We start from the raw sequence: 22,982 nt of genomic DNA, 5'->3' as shown, positions 1-22,982 counted from the left end.
GGCCCGACGTGACGGCGGGAACCGGAGTCCCGCTGGAGTGGCGTGAAAGACGGACGGCCACCGAGTGACCCCGGTGGCCGTGACGCCGCTGTGCCGTACAGGCTGAAAAAGGAGTGCCGTACAGGATGGTCAGCTGATGGCGTGGGAGAAGTCCTTGTCGGCGTAGGGGCCGATGACGGCCAGCGTCATCGGCCTGTTCAGGATGTCGCCCGCCACCGACGCGATCTCCTCGGGGGTGACCGTCTCGATGCGGGACAGCACCTCGTCCACCGACATCAGCTCGTCGTAGACCAGCTCGTTCTTGCCGATCCGCGACATGCGCGAGCCGGTGTCCTCGAGCCCGAGCACGAGACCGCCGCGCATCTGACCCTTGCCGCGGACGATCTCCTCCTCGGTGATGCCCTCGGAGACGACCCTGGCCACCTCGTCCCTGCAGATCTTCAGCACGTCGTCGATCTTCGACGGCATGCAGCCGACGTAGATGCCGAACTGGCCGGTGTCGGCGTAGGCGGAGGTGTAGCTGTAGGCGGAGTAGGCCAGCCCGCGCTTCTCCCTGATCTCCTGGAAAAGCCGGGAGGACATCCCGCCGCCCAGCGCCGCGTTCAGCACGCCGAGCGCGAACCTGCGGTCGTCCGTGCGCGCCATGCCGGTGGTGCCGAGCACCAGGTTGGCCTGCTCGGTGGGCCTGTCGACGACCCGCACGCCCGACTGCGTCGGCGCGCCGGGGCCGCTGGTGCGCGGAGGGGCACTCTCTCTCGGCCCTGTGAGCGAGCCCGACCGCTCGTACGCCCGCGCCACCAGCTCCACCACGTGCTCGTGGCGGACGTTGCCCGCGACGGAGACGACCGTGCGCGGCGGCTGGTAGTAGGTGCGGTAGTACTCGACGATCCGGTCACGCTGCAGGGCGTTGATCGACTCGACGGAGCCCAGGATCGGCCTGCCGATCGGCGAGTCGCCGTACAGCGCCGCCGAGAACTGCTCGTGCACCACGTCGGACGGGTCGTCGTCGTGCATGGCGATCTCTTCGAGGATCACCCCGCGCTCCGACTCGACGTCCTCCTCGGTGATGAGCGACGAGGTGACCACATCGGCCAGCACGTCGACGGCCAGCGGCAGATCCTCATCGAGCACCCGCGCGTAGTAGCAGGTGTACTCCTTGGCGGTGAAGGCGTTGATCTCGCCGCCGATGCCCTCGATCGACGCCGAGATCTCCATGGCGTCACGCGTGGGCGTGCCCTTGAACAGCAGGTGCTCGAGGAAGTGGGTGGCCCCGGTGTGCTCGGGGGCCTCATCACGCGAGCCGATGCCGACCCACATGCCGACCGCGACGGAACGCACGGTCGGCATGGTCTCGGTCACCACGCGCAGCCCACCGGGGAGGACGGTGCGCCTGACGACCCCGGCACCGTCCTTGCCGGGGTGCAGCGTGGTAGTCGTCACGAGTTGCGGTCTTCTCCGTCACCGGCGGGCTTGCGAACCCTGGTGCGAGTACGGCGAGGCCGGTCGTCGCGCGCCTTGTCCTCGTCGGCCGCCGCCGCCGGAGCCTCGGCCACGGGGGCGTCGCCGGAACCGGCAGGCTCCTCCGTGCCCTTGGCGGCCTTGTCGGCGGCCTCCTTCTCGATGACCTCGACGGGCACGAGCGAGAGCTTGCCGCGCGAGTCGATCTCGGCGATCTCCACCTGGATCTTCTCGCCGACGCCCATGACGTCCTCGACGTTCTCGATGCGCTTGCCGCCGTGCAGCTTGCGGATCTGGGAGACGTGCAGCAGGCCGTCCTTGCCCGGCATGAGCGAGATGAACGCGCCGAAGGCGGCGATCTTCACGACCGTGCCCAGGTAACGCTCGCCCACCTCGGGCATGTGCGGGTTGGCGATGGCGTTGATGGCGCTGCGCGCCGCCTCGGCCGAGGGGCCGTCGGTGGCACCGATGTAGATGGTGCCGTCGTCCTCGATGGTGATCTCCGCACCCGAGTCGTCCTGGATCTGGTTGATCATCTTGCCCTTCGGGCCGATGACCTCGCCGATCTTGTCGACAGGGACCTTGATCGTGATGATGCGAGGCGCGGTCGCGTTCATCTCCGCGGGAGAGTCGATCGCCTCCTCCATCACGTCGAGGATCGCCAGGCGGGCGCCCTTGGCCTGCTTCAGCGCGGCGGCCAGCACCGAGGCGGGGATGCCGTCGAGCTTGGTGTCGAGCTGGAGGGCGGTGATGACGTCCTTGGTGCCGGCGACCTTGAAGTCCATGTCGCCCATGGCGTCCTCGGCGCCGAGGATGTCGGTCAGCGTGACGTAGGTGTCACCCTCACCGATCAGGCCCATCGCGATGCCCGCGACCATCTCCTTGAGCGGCACACCGGCGTCGAGGAGGGCCATGGTGCTGGCGCAGACCGAGCCCATGGAGGTCGAGCCGTTGGAGCCGAGCGCCTCGGAGACCTGGCGGATCGCGTAGGGGAACTCCTCGCGCGTCGGCAGGACCGGGATCAGCGCCCGCTCGGCCAGCGCGCCGTGACCGATCTCGCGGCGCTTGGGCGAGCCCACGCGGCCGGTCTCGCCGGTGCTGTAGGGCGGGAAGTTGTAGTTGTGCATGTAGCGCTTGGTCCGCTCGGGGTTGAGCGTGTCGACGACCTGCTCCATGCGCAGCATGTTCAGCGTGGTGATGCCCATGATCTGGGTCTCGCCGCGCTCGAACAGCGCCGAGCCGTGCACCCGCGGGACCACGTGGACCTCGGCGTTGAGCGCGCGGATGTCCTTGGGTCCGCGGCCGTCGATGCGGACGCCGTCCTTGATGACCCGCTCGCGCATGAGCTTCTTGGTCAGCGACCTGAACGCGGCGCTGACCTCCTTCTCACGACCCTCGAAGTCGGCCAGGAGCTTCTCGCCCGCCATGGCCTTGATCCTGTCGAGCTCGCTCTCGCGCTCCTGCTTGCCGGCGATCGTCAGGGCGGCGGCCAGCTCGGTCTTGACCGCGCTCTCGACGGCGGCCAGGACGTCGTCCTGGTAGTCGAGGAAGACGGGGAACTCGGCGGTCTCCTTGGCTGCGACCTTGGCCACCTTGGACTGCGCCTCGCACAGCACCTTGATGAACGGCTTGGCCGCCTCGAGGCCCTGCGCGACGGTCTCCTCGGTCGGGGCGACGGCGCCGCCCGCGACGAGCTTGAGCGTCTCCCTGGTGGACTCGGCCTCGACCATCATGATCGCGACGTCGCCGTCCTCGAGGACGCGGCCCGCCACGACCATGTCGAAGGTGGCGCGCTCGAGCTCGGGGTGGGTCGGGAAGGCGACCCACTGGCCGTCGATCAGCGCGACGCGGACGCCGCCGATCGGGCCGGAGAAGGGCAGCCCGGCCAGCTGGGTGGACAGCGACGCGGCGTTGATCGCGACGACGTCGTAGAGGTGGTCGGGGTTGAGCGCCATGATGGTCGCCACGACCTGGACCTCGTTGCGCAGGCCCTTGACGAACGACGGGCGCAGCGGCCTGTCGATCAGGCGGCAGGTGAGGATGGCGTCCTCGGAGGGACGGCCCTCACGCCGGAAGAACGAGCCGGGGATGCGGCCCGCGGCGTACATGCGCTCCTCGACGTCCACCGTGAGGGGGAAGAAGTCGAGGTTCTCCTTGGGGTTCTTGGAAGCGGTGGTCGCGGACAGGACCATCGTCTCGCCGTCGAGGTAGGCGACGGCCGAGCCTGCGGCCTGCCGGGCGAGCCTGCCGGTCTCGAACCGGATCGTGCGCGTGCCGAAAGTGCCGTTGTCTATGACGGCTTCAGCGGTGTGGACACCCTCCACGGGGGACCTCCTAGGTTGGTCGGTCTCCCGCGCCCTCTTTTCTCACCGGCACCCTCGTTAGGTGCAGCGCCGGTCTTCGATCGAAGCGCCCGGTCATCCCGACCGGAAGCCACTACCGAGGACCGGCCCGCAGGCGTCGCGGGTCGCATGGTGCTGTAGCGGACGCGGGGGCTATCAGTGTGTCTCGGTTATTCAGTTGTCCGACGCTAGGCGCGCCGGGACCCATATGAGAAGGGAGCGGCGCGCAGCGCCGCTCCCTCACCACTCTATCGGCGCAGGCCGAGGCGCTCGATGAGCGCACGGTAACGCGCGATGTCGTTGTTCTGCAGGTACTTCAGCAGGCGACGCCGGCGACCGACGAGCAGCAGCAGGCCACGACGGCTGTGGTGGTCGTGCTTGTGCGTCTTCAGGTGCTCGGTGAGCTCGCTGATGCGCTTGCTGAGCAGCGCGATCTGCACCTCGGGCGACCCGGTGTCGCCCTCGGCCGTCGCGTACTCGCTGATGATTGCCTTCTTGGCAGCGGTGTCGAGGGACACGGCTCTCCTTCAATCTACGGACACGCGTGAATGAGATGAGAGTGCGAACGACCATGCGTGCCTACAGTCGCCGCGAGAAGGCCTTCAGGGCAGCGCACAGCGCCACCGTTACAGAGCCGACATGCAAGGTTACCATCGCGGTCCGTGCCTTGACACATCGTTCATCGTCGGCTCTGCGCGGCGCCCGCTCACTGCTCCCCCCTCACCGCCGGACGGGCCGCTCGGCTCGCGCCCAGTGCGCGGGACGGCCGAGCGCCTTGGGGACGCGCGTGGAGGCGTCTCCCCTGGCCGCGTCGAGCTGCGACTGGGTCAGGAACAGCGCGCCGGTCAGGTTCGCGCCACTCAGGTCGGCGTTCCTGAGGTCGGCGCCGATGACGTCGGCCTCGCGCAGGTCCGCCCCCCTGAGGTCGGCGCCGATCAGCAGGACGCCGCGCAGGTTGGCCCTGCGCAGGTCGGAGCCCCTGAGCCTGGCCCCGATGAGGTCCATCTTCATCGTGCGCCCTCCGCGTCCGCGCACCAGCTCGCTGGCGCGCAGCAGGAGCGGGCTGATCCTGCCGCGCAGCGCCCCGGTGTCGACGACGGTGAGCGCGGCGATGAGCTCCTCGAGCTCGCCCGCCGTACGGCCCAGCTCGTCGTGCACGGGCGCGGCGGCCTGCCAGCCCAGCGCCTCGGTGACGTAGTAGAGCAGCTCGTGCAGGTCGCGCATGGCGGGGAAGACCTCGGCGGCCCTTCCCGCGGCCCCCGCCTCGGTGACGTGCTGGCCCGCGCCGAAGCAGTCGTAGACCGTGCAGCCGGGAAAGCCCTTGTCCCTGAGCTGGGTGTGGATCCCGCAGCGGAAGTCCGCGCCCAGGTTGGGGCAGGCCTTGCCCGCCGGTTTGTCGATCGCGAAGTCCGCCGAGGCGGCGAAGGCGGGAACGACGCAGCACAGCCCCTGGCACCGCCCGCAATCGGCGCGCAGGCTCGTCAGGACTCGACGGCCGCCGGGTCCATTCACGCAACCTCCCACACGTGCCCGTCAGGGGCCCTGGAAACTCCTGCCGTACATGGACTCTTCGCCCATCGGATCGTGGGCGGGAGAGCCACCGGGGACGAGGGCCTTGTCGGCCGGCTCGTCGACCCGCTCTCCGCTCTCGACGCCCAGTGCAACGATAGCCTCAGTCGTCGTATGCGTCCGCGACGTCCTTGCGGGCGAAGCTCTGCTCGACGAGCGTCGTCTCGGGCTCGTCGAGCGACGGCTCCAGCGGGCGGACGCCCAGCACCCACGGGGCCGCCAGGCGCGGAAGGCACGCCTGGACGCGACCGGCGTCGTCGAACTCGCTCCGCTCGATCGTCCAGTCCATGCGCGGTGAGCTCGGGCCGAAGAGGGTCGCCTCCATGAAGTCGTTCCAGCGCCCGTACGAGCTGAGCACCACGAACTCGTCGGGGACCTCCAGGTCCAGGACGACGTAGCGGGCGTACTCCTCGGGACCCTCGGGGCAGAGGAGCAGCTCCGCCGTCACGGCCACCCTCTCGTCGCGGGTGTCCGGCCCCAGCCAGGCCCACAGCGGCGGCCGGCCCGCGCAGTCGATGCCGCGCCGCGCCATCTCCGCCACCATCTCCCTGTAGGCGGGCACGTAGGAGGGGCTCATCACCGTGGTCCAGTCCCCGACCACCTCACCGGCCTGCTCCAGCTTCTCGACAACCACTCGGTGCTGGACCGTCCACAATCGCACCGGGCGATTATGGCAACGGAGCAACTGCCGATCTACTGGTTATCGTGACCGGAGGTGAGCTCCCTGACCCTGTCGACGTCCGCGTGGATCTGGGCGATGAGCGCCTCGATCGAGTCGAACTTCGTGTTCCCCCGCAGCCGCGCCCCGAAGTCCACCGCCACGTGCATGCCGTACAGGTCGAGGTCGTCCCTGTCCAGCGCGTACGCCTCCACGGTGCGCGGCACGCCCTCGAAGGTCGGGTTGGTGCCGACCGAGATGGCGGCGGGCCAGACGCAGCCGTCGTAACCGGCGGGCAGGTTGCCCACGGCGACGCAGCGCAGCCAGCCCGCGTAGACGCCGTCGGCGGGGATGGCGGTGTTCGGCGGGGTCTCCACGTTGGCGGTGGGGAAGCCGAGCTGCCTGCCGCGCTGGTAGCCGCGGACGACGACGCCCTCGACGCGGTGCGGACGGCCGAGCAGGGTGGCCGCGGCCGAGACGTCACCGGCGGCGACGAGCTCACGGACGAGAGTGGATGAAACGCCGGACACCAGGGGGATCTCCTCCACCGTGAAGTCGTACTTGTCGCCCAGCACGCGCAGGGCCGACGGGTCGCCCGCGGCCTGGTGGCCGAAGGTGAAGTTCGCGCCCACCACGACGGCGGCGGCGCGCAGCCGCTCGGCCAGCACGCTCTGGGCGAAGTCGGCGGGGCTCAGACGCGCCACCTCCATCGTGAACGGCAGCACCACGACCTCGTCCACGCCCAGCCCGGTCAGCAGGGCGGTGCGCTCGCGCAGGGTGGTCAGCCGCGGCGGCTGGGTGCCTGGCCGTACGACCTCGGCGGGGTGCGGCTCGAACGTCACCGCGACGCATCGCAGCTCCAGCGAGCGGGCGACGGCGACGGCGCGCTCGACCACCTGACGGTGGCCCCGATGCACGCCGTCGAACACGCCGACCGTGACGACGGATCTTTCCGACTCCTGCACGCCCGGTCCCCATTCGTCTCTTGGCGGATCAACCATCCTCAAGCGTGCCATGCCCGGCGGCCTTCCTCGCAACCGAGGGTGGCGGCAGCCGCCCGTCCGCCCTCCGACCTCCGTCAAGGCGCCGTGGAGGGCCCGACCGCGCGGGCGGTACCATCCGCTGCATGTCTCGTTACGCGCTGCTGATCCTGCCCGCCTTCAACCGGGTCTACGGCGAGAGCTCCATCCGCCTGACCAGGAGCGAGCTGGCGGTCTTCGCCGACGTCTCCGAGGTGGAGGAGACGCGCATCGGCGGCGTGCCGTACGTGACGTTCGAGGCGGACTCGCCCGACCTCGCGCTGCTGTCGAACCTGTCGTCCGTCTACGCGATCTTCGGCATCGAGGGCGACCTGCTGCGCCCCCTGGAGATGACACCGCTCGACCGGCTGTCCAGCGACCTCCTCACGATCCAGAAGTACGCGGGCAAGACCAACGAGCACTTCACCAAGCTGCTGCTGAACGTCACCGTGCTCGCCTCCGACTTCCCGCTGGACGCGCGCCTGTCCGTCCTCGACCCGATGTGCGGGCGCGGCACCACGCTCAACCAGGCCCTCATGTACGGCCACGACGCCTACGGCGTCGACATCGACGGCAAGGACTTCGAGGCCTACACCGGCTTCCTCAGGACCTGGCTGAAGAACAAGCGCCTCAAGCACACCGCGGAGACCGTGCCCGTCAGGAGGGAGCGGGCGCTGGTCGGACGGCGGTTCAACGCGAGCTTCGGGCTCTCGAAGGAGGCCTACAAGGCGGGCGAGGCGCAGCAGGTGACCGTGGTCAACGCCGACACCCTGCGCAGCCGCGAGTTCTTCAAGCCGCGCTCCTTCGACGTCATCGTGACCGACGCGCCGTACGGCGTGCAGCACGGCAGCAAGGCGGGGGGCGGCCTGTCGCGCAGCCCCCTCGACCTGATCGGCAGGGCGGTGCCCGTCTGGCAGGAGCTGCTGCGCCCCGGCGGCGCGATCGGCATCTCGTGGAACACCTACGGCGGCTCGCGCGACGACCTGGCGCGGATCCTCACCGCGCACGGCCTCGAGGTCGTGGCCCTTCCCGACTTCGAGCACTGGGTGGACCAGGCGATCGTCCGCGACATCATGGTCGCCCGCAAGCGGTAGGACCTAACCGACGAAGACCGCCAGCGGCCTGGCCGACCTGCCCTGCTCCTCCACCAGCGCCAGCAGCTCGCCGTCCGGCCCGAACACCCCGATCGGGCCCTCGCCGAGACCGGCCGCGGACAGGCGGCCGCCGTGCGAGATGACGCGCGCCTCGTCGGCGTCCACGTCGCGCCGGGGGAAGGCCGCGCTGACGGCCTCGCCGATCGGCAGCACCACGCAGTCGGCGGCCAGCTCCTCGATCGTCCTGGCCAGCGACAGGTCGTAGGGGCCGACCCTGGTGCGGCGCAGCGCGGTGAGGTGACCGCCCACGCCGAGGGAGGCGCCGAGGTCGCGGGCGAGCGCCCTGATGTAGGTGCCGCTGGAGCAGCGGATGGTGGCCTTGATCTCGGGCCCCTCGATGGAGGCGACGTCGAAGTCGTGGACGGTCACGGGCCTGGCGGCCAGCTCGACCTCCTCGCCCGCGCGCGCCCGCTTGTAGGCCCGCTCGCCGTTCACCTTGATCGCCGACACCTGCGGCGGCACCTGCATGATGCGCCCCGTCAGCGCCTCGATCCCCTTGCGCACCGCCTCGGGCGTCACCGAGCCGGTGTCGAAGGTGGCGGTGACCTCGCCCTCGGCGTCGTCGGTGTTGGTGGTGACGCCCAGCCTGATCGTCGCCTCGTACACCTTCTCGGTCAGCGCCAGATGGCCCAACAGCCTGGTGGCCTTCTCCACGCCGATCACCAGCACGCCCGTGGCCATCGGGTCGAGCGTGCCCGCGTGGCCCACTCGCCTGGTGCCCGCGATGCGCCGCATCTTGCCGACGACGTCGTGGGAGGTCCACTCGGCGGGCTTGTCCACGATGATCAAGCCGCTCTCAGTCACAGCATCTCCTTGAAGCGCGCCATGGTCTCCTCGACACTGTCGTGCGAGGTGAACCCGGCAGCGTAGCAGTGACCTCCGCCGCCCAGCGCCGTGCTGATCGCCCCGACGTCCGCGCCGCCCTTCGAGCGCGCCGACACCTGCCAGGCGCCGTCGTCGTCCTGCTTCAGCACCACGGCCACGTCGGCCTCGTCGGTGCGGCGGATCACGTCGATCACGCCCTCGATCTCGTCGTACGGCAGGCCGTACGCCGCCCTGTCGGCGTGGGAGATGTACGTCCAGACCAGGCCGTCCTCGAGCACCACGCGCTCCAGCGCCGCCGCGAGCACCTTGAGGTAGGCGAACGGGGAACGGTCCCACAGCTCGCGCGCGATCTCATCGGTGCGCAGCCCCGCGGCGACCAGCCTGGCCGCCATCTGGTGCGCGGCCGGCGTGGTCGAGGAGTGCCTGAACTGGCCCGTGTCGGTCGAGAGGCCCACGTACAGGAGTGTGGCCATGTCGCGGTCGAGCGGCTGTCCGAGGCGGCGGATGAGCTCCTCGGCCAGGACGGCCGTCGCCGCCACTCCTGGATCGATGAGGCTCACCGTGCCGAAGCCCTGGTTGGAGGCGTGGTGGTCGACCACGATCACCTCGCGCGCCTTGCCCGCGGTGGCGGCGAGCACGCCGAGGCGTTCGAGCGTGGAGGCGTCGAAGGTGATCATCAGGTCGGGTTCGGTGGGAAAGGCCGAGGGGACCGTCAGCAGGTCGAGGGCGGGCAGGAAGCGCAGCAGCCTCGGCACCACGAACCTGCGGTCGCCGAAGGAGGCAACCACGCGTTTGCCCATCGCCGTGAGAGCCTTGGCGGCGGCGAGCATGGAGCCGAGGGCGTCACCGTCGGGCGAGATGTGGCAGGCCAGCGCCACCTCGTCGGCCTCGTGGATCAGCCGCAGCGCCCTGTCCCATTCGCCCTCGCCGATCGCCGTACGCGAAATACCACCGTCCGCCGGACCCTGAACGGGCCCGGCGGCCGGACGGCGGATCTCGTCACGCACGTCGGGCGTCACGTTGCGGAGTATCCCGCGCGGTCGGAGGGTGCGTCCTCGTCTTCGTCAAGTTCGGGCTTCTTGTACGGGTCCGCCTCGCCCGCGTAGGAGGCTCCCTCCGCCCGCTTGGCGACCTCGGCGTCGCGCTCCTTGGCGGCGGCCAGCAGCTCGTCGAGCTGGCGGGCGCTGTCAGGCAGCGGGTCGTGCTTGAAGGTCAGCGTGGGTGTGTGGCGCACACCGGTCTGCTTGCCCACTTCGGAGCGGATGACCCCCTTCGCGCTCTCCAACGCGGCCGCGCTGTCCGCGCGCTCGGCGTCGGAGCCGAACACCGTGTAGAAGACCGTCGCCTCCCGCAGGTCAGCGGTGATGCGCGTGTCGGTCACGGTCACGAAGCCCAGCCGTGGGTCCTTGATCCGCCGCTCCAGCATCTCGGCGACGATCTGCTGGATGCGGTCGGCGAGCTTGCGCGCTCGTGCGGCGTCCACCATCTTCGATCCCCCTAGTGTTCGGTCAGTCTTCGTCGTTGTAGAGCCGCTGCCTGGCAGACAGCAGTTCGATATCAGGGCGGTAGGCCACCAGCCGCTCACAGGCGTCCATCACCTCGCCGCAGTTGCCCGCGGAGGCCGAGACGACGGCGATGCCGATCTCCGCCCTGCGGTGCAGGTCGAGATGGCCGGTCTCGGCGACGGCGACGCTGGGGAAGCGTCGCTGCACCTCCGCGACGAGGGGACGCACCACGCCGCGCTTCTGCTTCAGCGAGTGCACGTCGCCGAGCAGGATGTCCAGGGTCAAGGCACCGACATACATCGTTGGCATCCACCGCTCGGTTCGTGGCCGGAAGCGTGCGAGGCAGTCCTGAAGGGCCGCGGTGGGAGCCCTACCCGGTTCCTCGTACGCCCCGCACGCGCGGGGCCATCCCCCGGCGTACGGCGCGGCGCCACCCATGACCTCATGGGCAACGCCCTTCTTCGTCAACGCCCGCGCGCGGCGACTTAGTCCTCGCCGCGCAGGTGACGCCAGTGATGCGTACGACACCCTGGCGTGCGAGGGGCGCCCGGCGGAGACTCCACCGGGCGCCCGACCGCGCTTTAGCCGCGCGGCTTCTCCCGCATCTCGAACGTCTCGATGACGTCGTCGATCCTGATGTCGCTGTATCCGACACCGATACCGCACTCGAAGCCCTCGCGGACCTCGGTCGCGTCGTCCTTGAAGCGACGCAGCGACGAAACGGTGAGGTTGTCGGCGATGACGACACCGTCGCGGATGATCCGCGCCTTGCTGTTGCGCACGATCGTGCCCGAACGGACCAGCGAACCGGCGACGTTGCCGATCTTCGGCACCTTGAAGACCTCGCGGACTTCGGCGGTGCCCATCTGGACCTCTTCGAACTCGGGCTTGAGCATGCCCTTGAGCGCCGCTTCGATTTCCTCGATCGCCTGGTAGATGACCGAGTAGTAGCGGATGTCGACGCCCTCGCGCTCGGCCAGGTCGCGCGCCCGAGGCTCGGGGCGGACGTTGAAGCCGATGATGACCGCGTTGTCGTCGGCGACGGCCAGGTTGACGTCGTACTCGGTGATCGCACCGACGGCGCGGTGCAGGACACGGAGCCTGACCTCGTCGCCGACGTCGATCTTGAGCAGCGCGTCCTCCAGCGCCTCGACCGAACCGGACACGTCACCCTTGATGATGAGCTTGAGCTCGTCGACGCGACCCTTCTCGAGGTTGCTGAACAGCTCCTCGAGGGTCAGGCGACGGCTCGACTTCGCCATGTCGGCGCTGCGCTTGCGCGCGGCGCGCTGCTGGGCGATCTGCCTGGCCATCCGGTCGTCGGTGACGACGATGAAGTTGTCACCGGCGCTCGGCACGGCCGTCAGACCCATCACCAGGACGGGACGCGAAGGCGTGGCCTCCTCCACCGGGTCGCCGTTGTCGTCGAGCATCGCCCTGACGCGGCCGAAGGCCTCGCCACAGACGATGGAGTCGCCGACGCGCAGCGTGCCGCGCTGGACCAGGACGGTCGCGACGGGGCCGCGACCCTTGTCGAGGCGAGCCTCGATCGTGAGGCCCTGAGCGTCCATCGTCGGGTTGGCCCGCAGGTCGAGCTCGGCGTCGGCGGTCAGGACGATCGCCTCGAGAAGGTCCTCGATGCCGGTGCCGTTCTTGGCGGAGATGTCGACGAACAGCGTCGAACCACCGAACTCCTCGGCCACCAGACCGTACTCGGTGAGCTGGGCCCGCACCTTGTTCGGGTCCGCGCCCTCCTTGTCGACCTTGTTGACCGCGACCACGACGGGCACGTCGGCCGCCTGGGCGTGGTTGAGCGCCTCGATCGTCTGCGGCTTCACACCGTCGTCGGCCGCGACCACCAGGACGGCGATGTCGGTGGCCTTGGCACCACGGGCACGCATGGCGGTGAACGCCTCGTGACCGGGGGTGTCGATGAAGGTGATCTTGCGCTCTTCACCCTCGTGCTCGGTCGCGACCTGGTAGGCACCGATGTGCTGGGTGATGCCACCGGCCTCGCGCGCCGCCACGTTGGTGTTGCGGATGGCGTCGAGCAGCTTGGTCTTACCGTGGTCGACGTGACCCATGACGGTCACGACGGGCGGACGCGCGGCCAGGTCGGCCTCGTCGCCCTCGTCCTCGCCGAACTCGATGTCGAAGGCCTCGAGAAGCTCGCGGTCCTCCTCCTCCGGGCTGACGACCTGGATGTTGTAGTCGAGCTCGGCGCCCAGCAGCTGCAGGGTCTCCTCGTTGACCGACTGCGTGGCCGTCACCATCTCGCCGAGGTGCAGCATGATCTGCACCAGCGAGGCGGGGTTGGCGCCGATGCGGTCGGCGAAGTCGGACAGCGAAGCGCCGCGCGGGAGCCTGATCGTCGCGCCGTTGCCGCGAGGAACCTGCACACCGCCGATCGCCGGCGCCGACATGTTGTCGAACTCCTGGCGCCTCTGACGCTTGGACTTGCGGCCACGCGCGGGACGACCACCTGGGCGGCCGAACGCGCCTGCCGTACCGCCGCCGCGGCCACGGCCGCCGCCACCGGGACGACCGGCGAAGCCGCCGCCGCCACCGGGACCGCCGGTGCCGGTGCGCGGACCCGCGCCACCGCCACCACCGGGACGACCGGCGAAGCCGCCTCCACCGCCACCGGGACGACCGGCGAAACCGCCGCCGCCACCGGGACGGCCACCGCCGCCACCGCCGCCGGGACGACCGCCACCGCCACCGCCGCCGGGACGGCCAGCGCCGCCACCGCCACCGGGGCCGGCAGGGCGACCCTGCGGCATCATCATCGGGTTGGGACGCGGACCACCGGGACGGGGACCGCCCGCACCTGGGCCGCCACCGGGACGCGGACCGCCGGCACCGGGGCCGGGACGGGGGCCACCGGCGCCGGGAGCGCCCTGACCACCACGGCTCGCGGGCGGACGCGGCATCGCGCCGTCGCGCGGAGCGCCGTCACGGGGACCGCCGGGACGCGGACCACCCTCGCGGGGACCGCCCTCACGCGGGCCGCCGGGACGCGGCGGACGCTGACCCATGCCGGTCGCGTTGGACGAGAACGGGTTGTTCCCGGGACGAGGCCCGGGACGCGGACCAGGCTTGGGGCCTGGACGCGCGCCACCCTCGCGCTGACCACCGGGACCACCGGCGGGACGCGGGGCGCCACCGTCACGGGGACCACCGGGACCCGCGGGACGACCACCCTGCTGGGCGGGGCCAGGACGAGGGCCGGGGGCCGCGGGGCGGGAAGCCGGCCCAGGACGCGGAGCCGCGGAGGGCTTGGGGCTCTCGAAACGCGGAGCCTGAGGGGCCTGCGGAGCCTCGCGAGGAGCCTCGGCCTTGGCGGCCTCGGGCTGAGGCTGCTGGTGGGGCATCGGAACCGGCGGGCGCGGAGTGCCACCGGCTGCGGGACCGGGGCGGGGCCCCGGCTTCGGAACAGGACCCGGACGCGGGCCTGAGGAAACGGGCGCCTCCGCGACGCCATTGCCGGCCTGGCTGCTGTCAGCCGGCCGGGGCGCAGCCCTCGGCGGCTGCGGCTTGGACGACGAACCGCCGCCCTTCGTGGGCTTGGATACGCCCAAAGCTTCGGTGAGCCTGCGGACCACCGGCGCTTCGATGGTGGAGGACGCCGAACGGACGAACTCTCCCATCTCCTGGAGCTTGGCCATGACGACCTTGCTCTCGACGCCGAACTCCTTAGCGAGCTCGTATACCCGGACCTTCGCCACTGCACTCCCTTACTTGGCCCGGGAGGCTGGCAGTGCCGTCCGGACCGTCGTTAACTTGACGTCTTCATCGCCGCGTGCTCATCAGGCGCTCATAGCAATCTGACTCCGCCCATCAACTCGGCGTCCTACATGACATTTCGTGGTTCTCCTTCTCCAGGTGCGCTCGCACTCGCGAGATGTCAAGCGGCCCCGGCACGCGAAACGCGCGCGGAAACGCTCGGCGACGCTCGGCAAGCTCCAGGCAGCTCAGGTCGGGATGCAGCGAAGCACCCCGGCCAGGGAGCTGTCCTCGCAGGTCAGGGATCACGAGATCCCCGACGAGCACCAGATGGAGCAGCTCGGACTTAGCCGTGCGAACCCTGCAGCCCACGCATGTTCTCAGCGGGGCCGCCTGGCCACCATATTCCAGCTTACCGCTTGGACGCATCTACGGAACCGGCGGGATCGTCGGCCTGGGTGTCCGGACGGATGTCGATCCGCCATCCGGTGAGCCTGGCCGCGAGCCTCGCGTTCTGCCCCTCCTTGCCGATGGCGAGGGAGAGCTGGTAGTCGGGCACGGTGACGCGCGCCACCCTGCCGGCGAGGTCGAGGACCTCCACATGCGAAACGCGTGCGGGCGACAGCGCATTCCCCACGAACTCGGCGGGGTCCTCGGACCAGTCGATGATGTCGATCTTCTCGCCGTGCAGCTCGGTCATGACGCTGCGCACGCGTGCGCCCATCGGGCCGATGCACGCGCCCTTGGCGTTGACGCCCGCCTTGCGGGAGGCGACCGCGATCTTGGTGCGGTGACCCGCCTCGCGCGCGACCGCCGCGATCTCGACGGTGCCGTCGGCGATCTCGGGCACCTCGAGCGCGAAGAGCTTCTTCACCAGGCCGGGGTGGGTGCGCGACAGCGTGACGGAAGGACCCTTGTGGCCCTTCTTCACCTGGACGACGTAGGCGCGGATGCGCTCGCCGTGGACGTAGTCCTCGCCGGGCACCTGCTCGTTGTGGGGCAACACGGCCTCGATCTTGCCGAGGTCGACGAGCACCACGCGGGGGTCCTGGCCCTGCTGGATGACGCCGGAGACCAGCTCGCCCTCGCGGCTGGCGAACTCGCCGAAGTTGATCTCGTCCTCGGCGTCGCGCAGCTGCTGCAGGATGACCTGCTTGGCGGTGGTGGCCGCGATGCGGCTGAAGTTGCCAGGGGTGTCGTCGAACTCCCTGACGATCTCACCCTCGTCGTCGAGCTCCGCCGCGTAGATCGTGACGTGCCCTGTGGCGCGGTCGAGCTCCGCCCTGGCCTTGGCCGCGGCGCCCTCCGTACGGAAGTAGGCGATCAGCAGCGCATCCTCGATCGCTTTCACGACCAGGTCGAAGGAGATGTCCTTCTCCCGCTCAAGGCTGCGCAGGACGCTCATGTCGATGTCCACGAGGCTTCCCCCTTAGCCCTCGTCGCCGGTGTCGTCGAGGTCGTCTTCCTCGTCCTCGAACCGGCGGAATTCCACCTGTACCCGTCCTCGGGTCAGGTCCTGATAGTCGATCCTGCGCGAGGCGCCGTCGACGTCGATCTCCACGCCGCTCTCGTCGGCGGCCCGGATGCGGCCCTCCACCATGCCGCCGTCGCGCAGCTCGGCCTTGACCAGGCGTTTGGCTGCGCGGCGCCAGTGGCGCGGCTCGGTCAGCGGGCGGTCGACTCCGGGAGAGGAGACCTCCAGCGTGTAGGGCGACTGCCCCATCGAGTCGTCGCCGTCGAGCGCGTCGGAGACGCCCTGGCTGACCTCGGCGATGTCGTCGAGCGTGACCCCGCCGTCCTTGTCGACGACCACGCGCAGCAGGCTTCGCTTGCCCGCGCGCGTGACGGTGACGTCTTCCAGGTCGAGACCTGCTGTGGCGACGACGGGCTCCAGGAGCTTCATCAGGTGGTCGCGGGATGATGCGCTGCCCATATCGACCTCCCTATTGTGTTGCGATCCATGGCCGCCGAACATGGCGGCCGCTCAGTCGACGACTGCTCTTACCCTATCCGTACCAGGGCACGGAAGAGCGCCACTCGACAGGGTCGGGCGGCTGAGTCTCAAGAGAGCGAGACCATATCGTACCTGGGCACGGTCAGGCGGAACGCGCCAACGGCGTGCGCCAGCCCTTACGATGCTATGTGCCTTCCCGACGTGACCGGAGGTTGTCCTTGCGTCCCCTGTCCAGGCGTGCCGTGCTCGCGGGCGGCGCGGCGATGGCGGCGCTGTCCGGCTGTACGGCGGGCGAACCCGGCCCCGTCGTCTCGAAGGCCCCCGACCCCGAGCACCTGCTGCTGCGCGAGCTGATCGCCGACAAGGAGCGCACGATCGGCCTCTACTCCGCGCTGGTGGCGGGGGGCGGCGAGAAGCTCGCGCCGTTCCTGGCCCGTCACGAGGAGCACCTGGCCGCGCTGCGCGAACGGCTGCCGCGCGAGAGCGCCCCCTCCCCCTCCTCCCCCGCGCCGTCGGCCGCGCCCTCCCCGACGCCCTCGCCGCCCAAGGTGACCCTGAACAGGCTGCGCGACCTGGAGCGCAAGGCCGCCGCGCTGCGCCCTCGCCAGCTCGGCAAGGCCTCTCCCCCGCTGTCGCAGCTGATCGCCAGCATCGGGGCCTGCGAGGCCCTCCACGCCCTCGCCCTGCCGAGGTCGCTGTGAGAGGCCCGCACGCCCGCGAGGCCGCGGAGAGACGAGACCAGAGCGCCTGCGGGGGCGCGGCTGTGGGGGCTGCCCGGGCTTCGAGGGAAGGACTGTCATGAGCGACGTCGAGGCGCTGGGCAAGGCGCTGGCCGCCGAGCACGCCGCCGTCTACGCCTACGGCCTGATGGGCGCCCGCACGAGGGGGTCGCTGCGCTCGAAGGTGGCGGCGGCCTTCGACGCCCACAGGGCCAGGCGCGACCAGCTGCGCGCGCTCATCTCCTCGGGCGGCGGCAGGCCCGTCGAACCCGAGGCCGCCTACGCGCTGCCCGTGGTGCCCGGCAACGCAAGGGAGGCCGTCCGTCTGGCCGTCCATGTGGAGGAGGGCGTCACGGCCGCCTACCTCGAGCTCAGCGCGGCGCAGGGGGCCGCCACACGCAAGTTGGCGGCGCTCGCCATGCAGGAGTCGGTGATCAGGTCGTACGGCTTCCGTCCGTCGGTCACGGCCTTCCCCGGCATGCCCGCCAAGACCGTGCCCGCCAAGACCACGGCCCCGCCGTCGGCCACCCCCGGCGGCTGACGGCGCACGCGGCCTCAGCGGGATTCACGCCTTCTCGGATGGGTAGCGGGGACGCGTCGCCAATCCCCCAATGGAGGCATCAATGGGCTGGGGTTATCGCAAGTCCATCAAGATAGGGCCGTTCCGGCTGAACCTGTCCCGCGGTGGTGTCGGGCACAGCTGGGGCAACAGGGCCTTCCGCGTCACCAGGACCGCCGACGGACGGCGCACGCTGTCGGTCAATCTCCCTGGCGGTTTCCACTGGCGCAAGACGCTGGGCGGCAGCGCACGCCGCTGATCAGGGAACTCCTCCGTAGTGCCCTTCGTTTTCAGGGCACCACGGACTTTTCCCGAGGAGGCTCGATGGGCTGGCACTACCGTAAGTCGATCAAGGTGGGCCCGTTCAGGATCAACCTGTCCCGCCACGGAGTCGGCCACAGCTTCGGCGGTCGCCGCTTCCACGTCAGCACCACCCCCGACGGCCGCCGCCACGTCACGGTGAGACTCCCCGGCGGCTTCCATCTCAGCAAGTCTCTCGGCGGTCGCCGCCACCGCTACTACCGCTGAAGCGGGGTACCGGGCGCGAGGCGGCCGAGGAAGTCGCGGGTGAGTGCGACGATCTCGTCCAGGTTCGTCTCCAGCGCCCAGTGCCCGCCCTCCAGCAGGTGGAGCTCGGCGTCGGGCAGGTCGCGCAGATAGGCGCGGGCGGCGCCCTCGGGCATGTACCCGTCCTGGGGGCCCCAGACGATCAGCGTCGGCGGCCTGTGCTCCCTGAGATAGCGCTGGTAGCGAGGGAACCAGCCGAGGTTCTCCCTCAGCCCCTCCATCAGGCCCACGGCGATCTCGCGGCGCGCGGGGGTGTCCATCAGCGGCCACGACAGCTCCCACAGGTCGGGGCTGATCCGCTCGGCGAGATGCTCGGCCACCTCGCCGACGAACTCGTCCCTGAACCCCTCCTCCGACACCGCCTGGCTGAGCCGGTCGCGGCCCGAGGGGGTGGGGTCGGCCCAGTAGTCCTTGAGCGGCTTGTACTTGGGGCCGAGCTCGTCCTCGTAGATGTCGCCGTTCTGGATGATCAGGGCGGTGACGCGCTCCGGCGCCTTCATCGCCAGCCGCAGGCCGATCTGCGAGCCGTAGTCGTGCAGGTACAGGGCGTAGTGCCGCAGGCCCATCACCGACGCGAACCTGTCGAGGAAGGCGGCGTAGCCGTCGAAGGTGTAGGGGAAGTCCTCGGGGGTCGCGCTGTAGCCGAAACCCGGGTAGTCGGGCGCGACCAGTCGCCAGCGATCGGCCATGGCGGGCATGAAGTGGCGGAACTGGAACGAGGACGACGGGTAGCCGTGCGGCAGGAGCACGACGGGCGCCCCCTCGGGGCCCGCCTCCCTGTAGAAGGTCCGCACTCCGTCTACGTCGATGTGTCGATGCTTCACAGCGACACTGCTTCCCGCGAGCGGGCGATGTAACGGCGCTCGGCCGTACGGCCAGGGGGCGGAGGCCGACCCGCCGCCCCCGGACGCAGGGTCAGTCGCGGCAGGCGGCGAGCACGCGCTCGGCGGCCTCGGCGAGCGGGATCTCCTCCTTGACGCCCGTCGCGCGGTCGCGCAGCTCGATGACGCCCTGGCCGAGGCCGCGGCCGATCACCACGATGGTGGGCATGCCCAGCAGCTCGGCGTCCTTGAACTTCACGCCGGGCGAGACCGAGGGGCGGTCGTCGACCAGGACGCGAAGCCCCCGCGACTCGAGCTCCTCGGCGAGCTGGACGGCCACCTCGACCTGGTTCTCCTTGCCGGTGCCGACGATGTGCACGTCGGCGGGGGCCACCTCGCGCGGCCACACGAGCCCGAGCGCGTCGTGCTTCTGCTCGGCGATCACCGCGAGAGCCCTGGAGACGCCGATGCCGTAGGAGCCCATCGTGATCCTGATCGGCTTGCCGTCGGGGCCGAGGGCGTCGAGCCCGGCGGCGTCGGCGTACTTGCGGCCGAGCTGGAAGATGTGGCCGATCTCGATGCCCCTGTCGATGGACAGCTCGTTGCCGCAGCGGGGGCAGGCGTCGCCCGCGCGCACCTCGGCGGCCTCGATCGTGCCGTCGGGCACGAAGTCGCGGCCGGCGACGACGTCGACGGCGTGCTTGCCCTTCTCGTTGGCGCCGGTCACCCATGAGGTGCCGGTGGAGACGCGGGGGTCGACGAGGTAGCGGATGCCGAGGTCCTTCAGCACCTGCGGGCCGATGTAGCCGCGCACCAGGCCGGGGTGCTTGTGGAAGTCCTCGAAGATGGCGGGCTCGCCGGGCGCCAGAGCGGCCTCGAGTCGCTTGAAGTCGACCTCGCGGTCGCCGGGGACGCCGATGACCAGCGTCTCCTCCTTGTCGGAGCCAGGGGTGGTGACCTTGACCACGACGTTCTTGAGGGTGTCGGCGGCGGTGATGTTCAGGCCGTACCGGGCGTTGACCAGCGACACCAGCGACTCGATGGTCGGGGTGTCGGGGGTGTCGAGCACCCGCTGGGCCGCGAGCCCCTCCAGCGGGCGGGCGGCGGGCGCCGGGGTGACGACGGCCTCGGCGTTGGCCGCGTAGCCGCAGTGGTGGCAGTTGACGAAGGCGTCCTCGCCGGTGGGCGTGGGGGCGAGGAACTCCTCCGAGGCCGAGCCGCCCATGGCGCCCGAGGTGGCGAAGCAGATCTTGTAGTTGAGGCCGAGCCTGTCGAAGGTCCTGATGTAGGCCTCGCGGTGCTGCTCGTAGGAGCGCTTGAGACCGTCGTCGTCGAGGTCGAAGGAGTAGGAGTCCTTCATCAGGAACTCGCGGCCGCGCAGGATGCCCGCCCTGGGCCGCGCCTCGTCACGGTACTTGTTCTGGATCTGGTAGAGCGTGACGGGGTAGTCCTTGTAGGAGGAGTACTCGCCCTTCACCATGTCGGCGAACAGCTCCTCGTGGGTGGGGCCGAGCAGGTAGTCGCCGCCCTTGCGGTCCTTGAGGCGGAAGATGTTGTCGCCGTACTCGGTCCAGCGGCCCGTGGTCTCGTAGTACTCGCGGGGCAGCAGGGCGGGGAAGAGCACCTCCTGTCCGCCCATCCTGTTCATCTCCTCGCGCACGACGCGGGTGACGTTCTCGAGGGCGATCTTGCCCAGCGGCAGCCATGAGTAGATACCGGGCGCGACGCGGCGGACGTAGCCGGCGCGGACCAGGAGCTTGTGGCTCGGGACTTCCGCGTCTGCCGGGTCGTCCCGCAGGGTGCGAAGCAACAACGACGACATGCGCAGCAACACGGCTACTCCTAGTTAGGGCCCGGATGTGAGGACATACAGGCTACCGACTTTCCCCGGTCACAGGGCGTGGAGCGCGAGCGTGAGCAGCCCCGCGACCACGGCCGCGACGGCGGCGGCCCTGACCCTGCCCGCCGTGGTCCGCCTGAGGAGAAAGATCACGAAGACGGAGAGGAGGGTGACGGCGACGGCGGCGACCGGCCAGAAGGCGGGTTCCCAGTCGATGCCGCCGGGGGTGGCCCTGTCGATGACGTCGGCGAGCAGCAGGCCCGAGACGACGCCCGCGCCCAGATCGCCCCAGCCGTCGAGCCTCCTGCTGACGTAGGCCAGCAGTCCGAGGGCGACGAGCTGGCCGACGACCAGGTTCAACCCCGAGCTGGTGCCGCCGATGGCCTCGAAGTTCAGGTCGCCGCGCAGCGCGCTGCCGCCCATGGCGGCCACCACGGTGGAGGCGGAGGCGAGGAAGGTGGTCAGCAGCGCCCAGCCGATGCCCGACGCCGTCGCGCCGACGGCCACGGCCAGCGCGAGGTAGATGTAGGGGTCGTAGTGGACGTCCGTGGGGAGTTCGGACGCGGCCACACCGACGAGGCCGACGACCAGTCCCCCGAGGAAGGCGGCCAGCACGTGACGTTGGATGCCGCGCTGTCGCCGATCATATTCGGCGAAATCGGCATACTCGATAGCAATCTTCTCCATATTCGCTAATCAGACTATGTGCACATACAGGAAAAGTAAATTTCGGTCAACCCCCAGTCAGGCTGGCTACTTGAGCAATCGCTTGGTTAGCATCGTCGGTCGTGAGCCTCTCCGAGCTGCGGACCGTCGTGAGGTCCTTTCTCGCCGCCCATCCGGCCGCGTCGTGGGCGCGTTTCTCGGGAGAACTCGGAGTCGCGGGCCTGGCGGTCGACGAGAGGTACGGCGGAGCCGGCTGCGGCCTTTCCGAACTGGCCGTCGTGGCCGAGGAGATCGGCAGGGCGCTGTCGCCTCACCCCTTTCTCCAGACCGCCGTCATGGCGACGGCCGCGACCGACGACCCCGAACTGCTCGGGGCCATCGCCGAGGGCGCGCTCACCGCGACCGTCGTCCTGCCGGGCGAGCACTCCTGCGTCCTGGACGGCGACCGCCTGACCGGCTCGGCCCCCTACGTGCTGGACGCCGAGGCGGTCCTCCTCTACGTCGGCGGGTCGCTGGTGGCGGCCGAGCCTTCGGCGCGCGTGCCGTACGAGACGATGGACGCCAGCCGTCCGCTCACCGCGCTGAGTTTCGACGGGGCCGTGGCGCGGCACGCGGGAGACGGCGCCGCCTGGGAGCGGGTCCGCGACCTGGCGGTGATCGCACTGGCCGCCGAGCAGGTGGGCGGCGCGGCCAGGTGCCTGGAGGCGGCCACCGCCCACGCCAGGCTGCGCCACCAGTTCGGCAGGCCGATCGGCTCCTTCCAGGCGATCAAGCACAGGCTGGCCGAGCTGCTGGTGGTGGTGGAGTCGGCCAGGTCGGCGGTGTGGGGAGCGGTCGGCGACCCCTCGGCGCAGGCCGCGGCGATCGCCGGCTCCTACTGCGGCGAGGCCTATCTGAAGGCGGCGGGCGACAGCATCCAGATCCACGGCGGCATCGGCATCACCTGGGAGCACGAGGCGCACCGCTACTTCAAGCGGGCCACCTCGGACGCGCGGCTGTTCGGCCCGCCCCGCTCGCACAGGGCGCGCCTGGAGATCGGCTAACCGCCGAGCAGTTCCTCCCACGGCTGCCTGGCGTTGGTGCGGCGCGTGGTGTCGAGCGCCTCGGCCAGGCGCCAGAAGCCGGGCCTCGTGCCGACCCTGGCCCTTCCCATCGGGTCGATGGCCAGCAGCTCGAAGCGCACCCCCATCACGTCGAGCACCGCGGAGGAGGGGCTGCACGACCCTGCGACGGTGACCAGGCCCGCGTCGAGACCCGGCTCGCGCACCTGCCTGGCCAGCAGCGTGACCACCTCGGAGGCGTAGGGCCCGTCGCGCCACGAGATGTGCCAGCTGTGGTCGGCCCCTCGCCACCAGGTGAGGTCGCGGCAGGACTCGATGAACTCCGCCTCGCTCGCCAGCGCGGCCATCACCCTGCCGAACGCCTCGAACCTGCGGGCGCTGGCCGGCACCGGCTCGTCCTGAGCCTCCCTGGCGCGACGCAATCTCATGTCTGCGAGCGTGCCATCTTTCGGCCGCCTCAGCCCCTGCTTTCGCCGCTTCTCCGCGCTCACGGACACTCACTCTGATCTCCCCGCGCCCTTCCCGCAAGTCGGTATGGC

24 protein-coding genes are annotated in these 22,982 nt (G+C 70.4%); 6 read left to right on the top strand and 18 right to left on the bottom strand.

Annotation, left to right across the window (positions count from 1 at the left end):
• Positions 1 to 129: 129 nt before the first annotated feature.
• From FHR33_RS35630 to FHR33_RS35605, 6 genes are all read right to left on the bottom strand, one after another.
• Entirely contained in the window at positions 130 to 1,440 is a 1,311-nt protein-coding gene (locus tag FHR33_RS35630) for a M16 family metallopeptidase (protein ID WP_183657379.1), read from the bottom strand.
• Positions 1,437 to 3,782, bottom strand: coding sequence for a polyribonucleotide nucleotidyltransferase (locus FHR33_RS35625; RefSeq protein WP_183657378.1), 2,346 nt, complete (start codon positions 3,780 to 3,782; stop codon positions 1,437 to 1,439). Before FHR33_RS35625 ends, FHR33_RS35630 begins: the two co-directional genes overlap by 4 nt.
• A 266-nt stretch (positions 3,783 to 4,048) precedes the next feature.
• On the bottom strand, positions 4,049 to 4,318 hold the full coding sequence (gene rpsO, locus FHR33_RS35620) for a 30S ribosomal protein S15 (protein ID WP_183657365.1): 270 nt from the start codon (positions 4,316 to 4,318) through the stop codon (positions 4,049 to 4,051).
• A 202-nt stretch (positions 4,319 to 4,520) separates the two neighbouring features.
• Positions 4,521 to 5,312 carry a pentapeptide repeat-containing protein gene (locus tag FHR33_RS35615; RefSeq protein WP_312895865.1) on the bottom strand — a complete coding sequence of 264 codons (792 nt, stop codon included), beginning with the start codon at positions 5,310 to 5,312 and terminating at the stop codon, positions 4,521 to 4,523.
• Positions 5,313 to 5,472: 160 nt separating this feature from the next.
• Positions 5,473 to 6,030: a DUF3841 domain-containing protein gene (locus FHR33_RS35610; protein ID WP_183657353.1), complete on the bottom strand. Its 558-nt coding sequence runs from the start codon at positions 6,028 to 6,030 to the stop codon at positions 5,473 to 5,475.
• Positions 6,031 to 6,062: 32 nt separating this feature from the next.
• A complete protein-coding gene (locus FHR33_RS35605) occupies positions 6,063 to 7,028 on the bottom strand; it encodes a bifunctional riboflavin kinase/FAD synthetase (RefSeq protein WP_221242308.1) in 966 nt (321 codons plus the stop codon).
• Between the two features lie 125 nt (positions 7,029 to 7,153).
• Between FHR33_RS35605 and FHR33_RS35600 the strand changes: the two genes are divergently transcribed.
• The gene (locus tag FHR33_RS35600) at positions 7,154 to 8,140 is read left to right on the top strand and encodes a TRM11 family SAM-dependent methyltransferase (protein WP_183657349.1); all 987 of its coding nucleotides are present in this window, start codon (positions 7,154 to 7,156) and stop codon (positions 8,138 to 8,140) included.
• Positions 8,141 to 8,143: 3 nt separating this feature from the next.
• Here the strand turns inward: FHR33_RS35600 and truB are convergent, their stop codons facing one another.
• The 8 genes from truB to rimP all read right to left on the bottom strand — a co-directional run bounded on the left by truB (position 8,144) and on the right by rimP (position 16,189).
• Positions 8,144 to 9,004: a tRNA pseudouridine(55) synthase TruB gene (gene truB / locus FHR33_RS35595; protein ID WP_183657346.1), complete on the bottom strand. Its 861-nt coding sequence runs from the start codon at positions 9,002 to 9,004 to the stop codon at positions 8,144 to 8,146.
• Complete coding sequence (locus tag FHR33_RS35590) at positions 9,001 to 10,044, bottom strand: DHH family phosphoesterase (protein WP_312895864.1); 1,044 nt, start codon at positions 10,042 to 10,044, stop codon at positions 9,001 to 9,003. Before FHR33_RS35590 ends, truB begins: the two co-directional genes overlap by 4 nt.
• Positions 10,041 to 10,511, bottom strand: a complete 471-nt coding sequence (rbfA, locus tag FHR33_RS35585; protein WP_183657343.1) for a 30S ribosome-binding factor RbfA — start codon at positions 10,509 to 10,511, stop codon at positions 10,041 to 10,043. The genes FHR33_RS35590 and rbfA overlap by 4 nt, the downstream gene beginning before the upstream one ends.
• Before the next feature lie 22 nt (positions 10,512 to 10,533).
• Positions 10,534 to 10,830: a DUF503 domain-containing protein gene (locus tag FHR33_RS35580; protein ID WP_183657340.1), complete on the bottom strand. Its 297-nt coding sequence runs from the start codon at positions 10,828 to 10,830 to the stop codon at positions 10,534 to 10,536.
• A gap of 281 nt (positions 10,831 to 11,111) precedes the next feature.
• The gene (infB, locus tag FHR33_RS35575; protein ID WP_183657336.1) at positions 11,112 to 14,258 is read right to left on the bottom strand and encodes a translation initiation factor IF-2; all 3,147 of its coding nucleotides are present in this window, start codon (positions 14,256 to 14,258) and stop codon (positions 11,112 to 11,114) included.
• A 112-nt stretch (positions 14,259 to 14,370) separates the two neighbouring features.
• Entirely contained in the window at positions 14,371 to 14,685 is a 315-nt protein-coding gene (locus FHR33_RS35570; RefSeq protein ID WP_183657333.1) for a YlxR family protein, read from the bottom strand.
• A complete protein-coding gene (gene nusA, locus FHR33_RS35565) occupies positions 14,669 to 15,673 on the bottom strand; it encodes a transcription termination factor NusA (protein ID WP_183657330.1) in 1,005 nt (334 codons plus the stop codon). Before nusA ends, FHR33_RS35570 begins: the two co-directional genes overlap by 17 nt.
• Before the next feature lie 12 nt (positions 15,674 to 15,685).
• Entirely contained in the window at positions 15,686 to 16,189 is a 504-nt protein-coding gene (rimP, locus tag FHR33_RS35560; RefSeq protein WP_183657327.1) for a ribosome maturation factor RimP, read from the bottom strand.
• Positions 16,190 to 16,428: 239 nt separating this feature from the next.
• On the opposite strand from rimP, the gene FHR33_RS35555 reads away from it, so the two are divergent.
• The 4 genes from FHR33_RS35555 to FHR33_RS35540 all read left to right on the top strand — a co-directional run bounded on the left by FHR33_RS35555 (position 16,429) and on the right by FHR33_RS35540 (position 18,016).
• Entirely contained in the window at positions 16,429 to 16,911 is a 483-nt protein-coding gene (locus FHR33_RS35555; RefSeq protein ID WP_183657324.1) for a hypothetical protein, read from the top strand.
• A 97-nt stretch (positions 16,912 to 17,008) separates the two neighbouring features.
• A complete protein-coding gene (locus FHR33_RS35550; protein WP_183657321.1) occupies positions 17,009 to 17,470 on the top strand; it encodes a ferritin-like domain-containing protein in 462 nt (153 codons plus the stop codon).
• A gap of 82 nt (positions 17,471 to 17,552) precedes the next feature.
• Positions 17,553 to 17,747, top strand: a complete 195-nt coding sequence (locus FHR33_RS35545; protein WP_183657318.1) for a DUF4236 domain-containing protein — start codon at positions 17,553 to 17,555, stop codon at positions 17,745 to 17,747.
• A gap of 65 nt (positions 17,748 to 17,812) precedes the next feature.
• The gene (locus tag FHR33_RS35540) at positions 17,813 to 18,016 is read left to right on the top strand and encodes a DUF4236 domain-containing protein (protein ID WP_183657315.1); all 204 of its coding nucleotides are present in this window, start codon (positions 17,813 to 17,815) and stop codon (positions 18,014 to 18,016) included.
• On the opposite strand, the gene FHR33_RS35535 is transcribed toward FHR33_RS35540, so the two are convergent.
• The 3 genes from FHR33_RS35535 to FHR33_RS35525 all read right to left on the bottom strand — a co-directional run bounded on the left by FHR33_RS35535 (position 18,007) and on the right by FHR33_RS35525 (position 21,403).
• Positions 18,007 to 18,879 carry an alpha/beta fold hydrolase gene (locus FHR33_RS35535; protein WP_183657312.1) on the bottom strand — a complete coding sequence of 291 codons (873 nt, stop codon included), beginning with the start codon at positions 18,877 to 18,879 and terminating at the stop codon, positions 18,007 to 18,009. The two genes, FHR33_RS35540 and FHR33_RS35535, sit on opposite strands and share 10 nt — an antisense overlap.
• Before the next feature lie 91 nt (positions 18,880 to 18,970).
• Positions 18,971 to 20,710, bottom strand: coding sequence for a proline--tRNA ligase (locus tag FHR33_RS35530; protein WP_183657310.1), 1,740 nt, complete (start codon positions 20,708 to 20,710; stop codon positions 18,971 to 18,973).
• A 57-nt stretch (positions 20,711 to 20,767) separates the two neighbouring features.
• Positions 20,768 to 21,403, bottom strand: coding sequence for a hypothetical protein (locus FHR33_RS35525; protein ID WP_183657307.1), 636 nt, complete (start codon positions 21,401 to 21,403; stop codon positions 20,768 to 20,770).
• A gap of 101 nt (positions 21,404 to 21,504) precedes the next feature.
• Here FHR33_RS35525 and FHR33_RS35520 point away from each other — a divergent pair, with 101 nt between their 5' ends.
• Positions 21,505 to 22,425 (top strand): acyl-CoA dehydrogenase family protein, encoded by a 921-nt coding sequence (locus tag FHR33_RS35520; RefSeq protein ID WP_183657304.1) that lies wholly within the window; start codon positions 21,505 to 21,507, stop codon positions 22,423 to 22,425.
• On the opposite strand, the gene FHR33_RS35515 is transcribed toward FHR33_RS35520, so the two are convergent.
• The gene (locus tag FHR33_RS35515) at positions 22,422 to 22,871 is read right to left on the bottom strand and encodes a hypothetical protein (RefSeq protein WP_246452286.1); all 450 of its coding nucleotides are present in this window, start codon (positions 22,869 to 22,871) and stop codon (positions 22,422 to 22,424) included. The two genes, FHR33_RS35520 and FHR33_RS35515, sit on opposite strands and share 4 nt — an antisense overlap.
• Positions 22,872 to 22,982 lie beyond the last annotated feature (111 nt).

The organism is Nonomuraea dietziae (assembly GCF_014195505.1).
GTDB lineage: Bacteria > Actinomycetota > Actinomycetes > Streptosporangiales > Streptosporangiaceae > Nonomuraea > Nonomuraea roseola.
Note: the sequence above shows the minus strand (reverse complement) of the source record. Positions and strands in the feature narration are given on the sequence as shown.